The sequence below is a fragment of the Streptomyces sp. HSW2009 genome (genome assembly GCF_040240285.1).
Lineage (GTDB): Bacteria > Actinomycetota > Actinomycetes > Streptomycetales > Streptomycetaceae > Streptomyces.
The window spans coordinates 1-4,701 of record NZ_JBEHZD010000570.1; the positions used below are offsets into that span (position 1 = coordinate 1).

A 4,701-nucleotide genomic window follows, 5' to 3' on the forward strand; every position below is an offset into this window, starting at 1 on the left:
GGCCCGCAGCGCGGTGCCCGAGCTCCAGTTCCTCGCGGAGTACTACCGGTGAGCGCGGCCCGCACCCGCCCGGCCGCACCTCACCGTTCCTGGAGCCAGGCGGTGGCTTGGAAGGGGAGGGCCACGAAGAGGGTGCCGCCCAGGAGGTTGCCGAGGGTGGTGACGCACAGGTTGGTCAGGAGGCCGTGGCTGCCCAGGCCCCAGTCGATGGTGGCCGTGGGGGCGGAGGAGTGGAAGAGGGGCAGGAGGAGGGGCAGGCCGAGGAAACCGACGTTGGCGATGACGTGCTGGGTGCCGCCGATGACGAACGCGAAGGGGCCGTAGAAGGCGAAGGCCATCCGCGCGCCTTCGGTCCGTACCTTGAAGTACAGGCACATCGAGGTCTGGAGGAACCAGGTGCACAGGACCGCAAGGAGCAGCGCGGTCCAGAAGGGTTGGTCGGCCTTGGCGGCGCCGAGGGTGGCGGCGCGTTCGGCGAGCGCGCCGAGGTAGGGGCCGCCGGCCGCGGCGCAGACCAGGATGAAGACGAACGCGCCGACCGTGTTGCCGACCAGGCCGATGGCGAGTAGGCGCAGGTAGTGGGGGATGGTCAGGCGCCGTTGGAAGACGGCCAGCGCCCCGGCGGCCATGTCGGCGGTACTCAGCGACATCCCGGACATCAGGATGAGGACGAAGGACATCCCGAAGGCAAGGCCCATCAGCAGGCTGGCGATGCCCGGGGTGGCGACGCCGGTGCTGACGATGAGGGAGAGCAGGACGCCGAAACCGACCATCGCACCGGCGACCAGGGAGCGTACGAGCAGCGCATAGGGGTGTGCGGCCTTCTCGATCGCCACGTCGGCGATGCGGCGGACCGTGGCGCCGACGCTCAGGGGTTCGATGGGGCCGTCGACCGGCGGTCGGGTGGGTGTGGGTTGCGGTTCTGGCGGCGCGGCGAGGGCCGCCGGGGACGGGGCGGTGGGGGACACGGGGGTGGGCCTTTCGGGGGGAGGGGTTTGGGGCCGGGCCGGGCTGCGGCGCCGGTGGGCGACCTTGGGCGTCAGCCCGTACGCGTGACTCGGTGCGTGAGCCCGTACGCGGTGACCCGGTGCGTGGGCTGTGACAGGAGCTCGGGTCTTCAGGCGTGGGTGGCGAGTTCCCAGCGCAGTTGGGCCTCCGACGGCGACTGGAGGGGGATGAACGCGGCCTCCCGGTAGCGGCGGTTGGCCGGGGTGCTGCCGGCGTATCCCTTGCCGCCCGCTGTTCTGATCTCCAGCGCGGTGGCGGCCGTGGCCAGTTCCGCCGCGGCCAACCGCAGCGAGAGCAGGTCTTTCTTGCCCGGTGCGCTGTGCCCGCCGACCGTTGTGGCGAGCTCCGTCAGGGTGGCTTCGGCCCGCGCTAGGTCTGCTGCGGCCCGGTCGGCTTCGGTGGCGAACACCGCGTTGACCCCGGCGAGTTGGGCCCTGGCCTGGTCGATGCCGGTCCGTGCGAGTCCCAGGCACATGGCCGTCTGGAGCAGCAGGAAAGTGGGGCGGACCGCGGCGAGGAAGCTCTCGAAGTCGTGGCTGAGCACCTGGTCGCGGGGGACGCGGGCCCCGTGGAAGCGCAGGGAGGAGGAGGCCGTGCTGCCCATGGCCAGGAGGTCGAAGTGCTCACCCACCTGCACCCCTGGCGTGCTCAGGGGCAGGGCGACGATCAGCCGCTCACCCGCCTCGGTACGGGCCGCAGTCACCAGCGTCGCGTCGGGGTGGAGGTTGCTGGCCCACCGCAGCGGGCCGGACAGTTCGTACCCGCCGTCGACCGGTGCCGCGGTCACCTCGATGGTTCCGCAGCCGGCGAGGTCCTTGAACGCGGGGGCCATGCCGGTGACCCCGAGGACGGTGCCGGTCAGCAGCGGTTCCACCGCGGTGGTGGCGAAGGGTGTGTCGGCGGTCAGCAGGTACTCCACGACCATCCGGTGGGCCCACACCGAGAACGCCGTGCTCATGCAGACCTCGGCGATCTCCCGGACGACCTCGGCCATCTCGGGCAGGCGCCCGTCCGCGTTGCCCGGCGCGCCGAGGGCGAGGTGCCCGGCGGCACCCAGGTCCTCGAAGCTGCGCCGGGAGGAGGCGTCCCCGTGGTCCAGCGCTCCGGCGTGCGCCCGCAGGTCGGTGAGGAGTTCGGCATCGAGGAGTCGAGGGGTGGGTGAGGTGGTCAGGGTCATGTCGGCGCTCCCGTACGGCGCGGTCGTGGGTGGGACGGCGCGGGTTGCTGCTGGTGCCCGGGGTGGGGGTGGCCCTCAGAGTGAGGCTGGCTTGTCGGGCGGGGCCGGCCCTCCAGGTGGGGCCGGCTTGTCGGCACCCTGGTGAGCGGGGCGCGCGTCGTGGGGTGTGTCGGGTACGCCCCGCTGACAGTGGACGGCTTGCCGCGCATCACTCGACCACCAGGGTGGATTCGACGGCCGCCGGCCGGCGGAAGGTGTTGACCACCGGGGACCACGCGATGGCGTTGTCGTGGATCTCTTGCAGCGTGGTCACATCGACGTCGCCGGCGAGCGTCACCTTGCAGCGGACGTCGGTGAAGCCGAGGACCTTGCCCTCGGGGATGTCACCCACCCCCCACACGGCCGAGATGTCGATGTCGCCTTCCATCTCGACCTCGATCTTCGTCAGGGTGACGCCCCGGTGGGTCGCGTTGGCGAGCATGCCCACCGAGATGCAGGAGCCCAGGGCCGCCAGCGCGGTCTCCGACGGGTTCGGCGCGGCGTCGTCACCCAACAGCGCGGGCGGCTCCCCGACCAGCAGCGGAGCGAGGTCACGTACGTAGGTCACATTGCGGAATCCGGACTCGCAGACGGTCTTGGCCCGGACCACCTTCTTGCCCGTGCTGGGGTCGGCCTTCGCGTTGCACGAGAGCTTGTCGAGCCCTTCGGCGTCGATTACCAGGGCGTTGTTGATCGTGGTCATGATGGGCTTCCTTCACGTGGAGAAGTGGGCAGTACGGCCTGGCTCGGCCGCTGCTGATGGGTTGCTGGTGGGAAGGTCCCGCCGAAGCGGCCCGGGGGCGCGCTGTCGTACGGGAACGGTCGTGGGCCCTTGCCGGTGCCCTTCGGGCGGCGGACCAACCCACCGAACGCGTCACACGGGGAACCGTGTTGCGTGATCGATGGGTGTCTCACGATGTGAAACGAGGCAGTGAAGTTAAGTGCCTGCCTGTGCATCGAGGACGGTGCGAGTGGCGCGGTGAGCGGTCGAGCAGGGGTCGCCGCAGTGCGCTGCGTTGAGCATCAACGCAGCGAAAGTTCAGCGACAGACGGCGCTTGCGACGCGGCGCAGATCAAGGTAGCGCCGCTGGACCAAGAGGAAGACTCGCACAGTTCGGAACTGTAACGGATAGACCGGTCGGTCTGCCAGAGGGGGGCGTTATACTCCTCGTCATGTCCATCATGCGAGACAGGCCGGTCCCCGCCGAGCGGCTGCTCGATGCGGCGTCGTCCCTCTTCGCCCGCGAGGGCATCCGCGCGGTCGGAATCGAGCGAATCCTCGCGGAAGCCGACGTGGCCAGGGCGAGCCTGTATCAGCACTACGGTTCCAAGGACGCGCTGATCGTCGCCTACCTCCAACGGCAGGACGAGCTGGATCGTGTGGGGTACGAGCGGGCCGCGAAAGCCCTCACCGACTCCCGCGAGGACCTCCGCGCCCGCGTCCTCCTGGTCTTCGACCTCGCCGCGAAGGGCGCAAGGCGGCGACGCTTCCGAGGCTGTCTCTACCTCAACGCCGCGACCGAATTCCCGCACGCCTCGCACCCGGTCAACGCGGCCGTGCGCGACCATCGGTGCCGGATTGAATCCCTGTGGACCGATGCCCTCGCCGGACTGGGCCTGGCCGAGCCTGAGTCCACCGTGGCGCAGCTCAGTCTCCTCTACGACGGTGGCCTCGCCGGCTCCAAGGTCAGCAAGTCCACCGCACCGATCCTGCTGGCCAGGGAGATGGCAGCCGGGCTGCTGCCGGACGGGTAGCGGTGAGGGTGTGGCGCGGGTGTCCGTGCGGGGGAGGGGGTGGCCAGGTTTGCTGCGGTGGGTGGGTTAATCGGTTGGTGTGCGGTGGCTGGTTGGCTCGGGTGGGTGGGCTGCCGGGCCCGGTTCGACGAGCGGTGGGTTGGTCCTAGGGTTGGACGAGCCGCGTCAGTTGGCGGGCGTAGGCCCGTGCGCGGGGGACGCGCTGTTGGGCGAGGTGGTCGGCCAGCCGTTCCCGGGACTCCTTGGCCAGCAGGTACCAGAGCGCGTTGCCCGCGATTGCCGAGTGCGCGTATCCCATGACCTCTGCGGTGTCGTCGGGGTCAGCGGGGTCGGGTTCCTTGCCGGGTGGATACTCCTGGACGTCCTCTTCGCGGTCATCCAGCGCGGCCTTGCGGTCCAAGAACGCGGCGAAGCCCTGGTCATGCAGGATCTCGGCGACCTCGCTGACGCCGATCCCGCTCGACGTGAACTCCCCGGCCAGCCACTCGGTCACCACCGGTGATTCCGGCCGCGGGTCGAAGGTCACCCCGGCCCGCGCCTCCCAGCCTGCCTTGCAGGCCGCGTACGCGGGTGAGTCCAACAGGTCACGCAACATCATGCCCAGAACCTACCTCGGCGGGTGACAGGTGGGTTCTCCCCGGGGGGCCCCCCCCGGGGGGGGGGGGGGGGGGGGGGGGGGGGGGGGGGGGGGGGGGGGGGGGGGGGGGGGGGGGGGGGGGGGG

At 70.9% G+C, this 4,701-nt stretch carries 6 protein-coding genes; 1 reads left to right on the forward strand and 5 read right to left on the reverse strand.

The features are described 5' to 3' along the window. Positions 1-80: 80 nt before the first annotated feature. The 4 genes from AAHZ94_RS28715 to AAHZ94_RS28730 all read right to left on the reverse strand — a co-directional run bounded on the left by AAHZ94_RS28715 (position 81) and on the right by AAHZ94_RS28730 (position 3,335). Positions 81-968 carry a formate/nitrite transporter family protein gene (locus AAHZ94_RS28715; RefSeq protein WP_349996518.1) on the reverse strand — a complete coding sequence of 296 codons (888 nt, stop codon included), beginning with the start codon at positions 966-968 and terminating at the stop codon, positions 81-83. Positions 969-1,117: 149 nt separating this feature from the next. Next, positions 1,118-2,185 (reverse strand): acyl-CoA dehydrogenase family protein, encoded by a 1,068-nt coding sequence (locus AAHZ94_RS28720; RefSeq protein WP_349996520.1) that lies wholly within the window; start codon positions 2,183-2,185, stop codon positions 1,118-1,120. Positions 2,186-2,393: 208 nt separating this feature from the next. After that, on the reverse strand, positions 2,394-2,927 hold the full coding sequence (locus tag AAHZ94_RS28725) for an OsmC family protein (RefSeq protein ID WP_349996521.1): 534 nt from the start codon (positions 2,925-2,927) through the stop codon (positions 2,394-2,396). 336 nt (positions 2,928-3,263) lie between these two features. Continuing rightward, a complete protein-coding gene (locus AAHZ94_RS28730; RefSeq protein ID WP_349996526.1) occupies positions 3,264-3,335 on the reverse strand; it encodes a putative leader peptide in 72 nt (23 codons plus the stop codon). A 62-nt stretch (positions 3,336-3,397) separates the two neighbouring features. Between AAHZ94_RS28730 and AAHZ94_RS28735 the strand changes: the two genes are divergently transcribed. Continuing rightward, positions 3,398-3,979: a TetR/AcrR family transcriptional regulator gene (locus AAHZ94_RS28735; RefSeq protein WP_349996523.1), complete on the forward strand. Its 582-nt coding sequence runs from the start codon at positions 3,398-3,400 to the stop codon at positions 3,977-3,979. A gap of 145 nt (positions 3,980-4,124) precedes the next feature. Here AAHZ94_RS28735 and AAHZ94_RS28740 read toward each other — a convergent pair whose 3' ends face one another. Beyond that, positions 4,125-4,577, reverse strand: coding sequence for a hypothetical protein (locus AAHZ94_RS28740; RefSeq protein ID WP_349996524.1), 453 nt, complete (start codon positions 4,575-4,577; stop codon positions 4,125-4,127). Positions 4,578-4,701: the final 124 nt, after the last annotated feature.

What these genes read in the sequence shown, in the direction of transcription:
- AAHZ94_RS28735 (WP_349996523.1), top strand. Translation starts at nt 3,398, where the DNA reads ATGTCCATCATGCGAGACAGGCCGGTCCCCGCCGAGCGGCTGCTCGAT.
- AAHZ94_RS28740 (WP_349996524.1), bottom strand. Translation starts at nt 4,577, where the DNA reads ATGATGTTGCGTGACCTGTTGGACTCACCCGCGTACGCGGCCTGCAAG.
- AAHZ94_RS28725 (WP_349996521.1), bottom strand. Translation starts at nt 2,927, where the DNA reads ATGACCACGATCAACAACGCCCTGGTAATCGACGCCGAAGGGCTCGAC.
- AAHZ94_RS28720 (WP_349996520.1), bottom strand. Translation starts at nt 2,185, where the DNA reads ATGACCCTGACCACCTCACCCACCCCTCGACTCCTCGATGCCGAACTC.